The sequence below is a fragment of the Cohnella sp. GCM10012308 genome (genome assembly GCF_042649185.1).
Taxonomy (GTDB): Bacteria; Bacillota; Bacilli; order Paenibacillales; family Paenibacillaceae; genus Cohnella.
Map to the genome: position 1 here is coordinate 1 of NZ_JBHRYU010000085.1, position 665 is coordinate 665.

Consider the following 665-nt stretch of genomic DNA (forward strand, 5'->3'; position numbering starts at 1 on the left):
AACACCGTATTGCCGCTGTTCAGCTTCTTCGCATAGCGGTCGGCTAGAAGAAAACGAGCATGTTCGTCGAACCAACTGAATAACTCACGGAGTACGGGGGTAATAGATACCATGAGTTCTCCTTTCTAGGTGGTTCGCACACTTCCACCTTAGGAGAACTCTTCCTTTTTGTAAAGCTACCTACCATGTCAAGTTCTTTGCAAAGCTATTGCACAGGATCCGTTATTTCCCGGATTTTCAATCGTTTTGACCCTCATCCGGCTAAATAGCGTCCCTGCAGTCCGCAAAAGGCGAAATTAGCCTTACCTTTTCAAAATAGAGGCACCTGTGTCCGTTCCTACCTCGTACTGACTCGCATTCACGGCTTACAGCTCTTTGGACCAACTTTTTCCTCTAGCTGCTTCCCCACCAGACTTATCCGCACCTCCACTATTAGGTTAGATTAGCACTATACACCAAGAGAACCGCCGTTTTCCGCATTCGCTTAACTACACATAACCACACAAAAAAACCACCTTCCGAAGAAGGTGGTTCTCTTTACTGCTCTTAGCCTGGCGACGTCCTACTCTCCCAGGACCCTGCGGTCCAAGTACCATTGGCGCTGGAGGGCTTAACGGTCGTGTTCGAGATGGGTACGCGTGGGACCCCTCCGCCATTACCACCAG

1 rRNA gene is annotated in these 665 nt (G+C 49.5%); it reads right to left on the reverse strand.

The annotated features are described in order from the left end of the window. Window positions 1–549: 549 nt before the first annotated feature. Window positions 550–665, reverse strand: a 5S ribosomal RNA gene (rrf, locus tag ACFOTD_RS34505).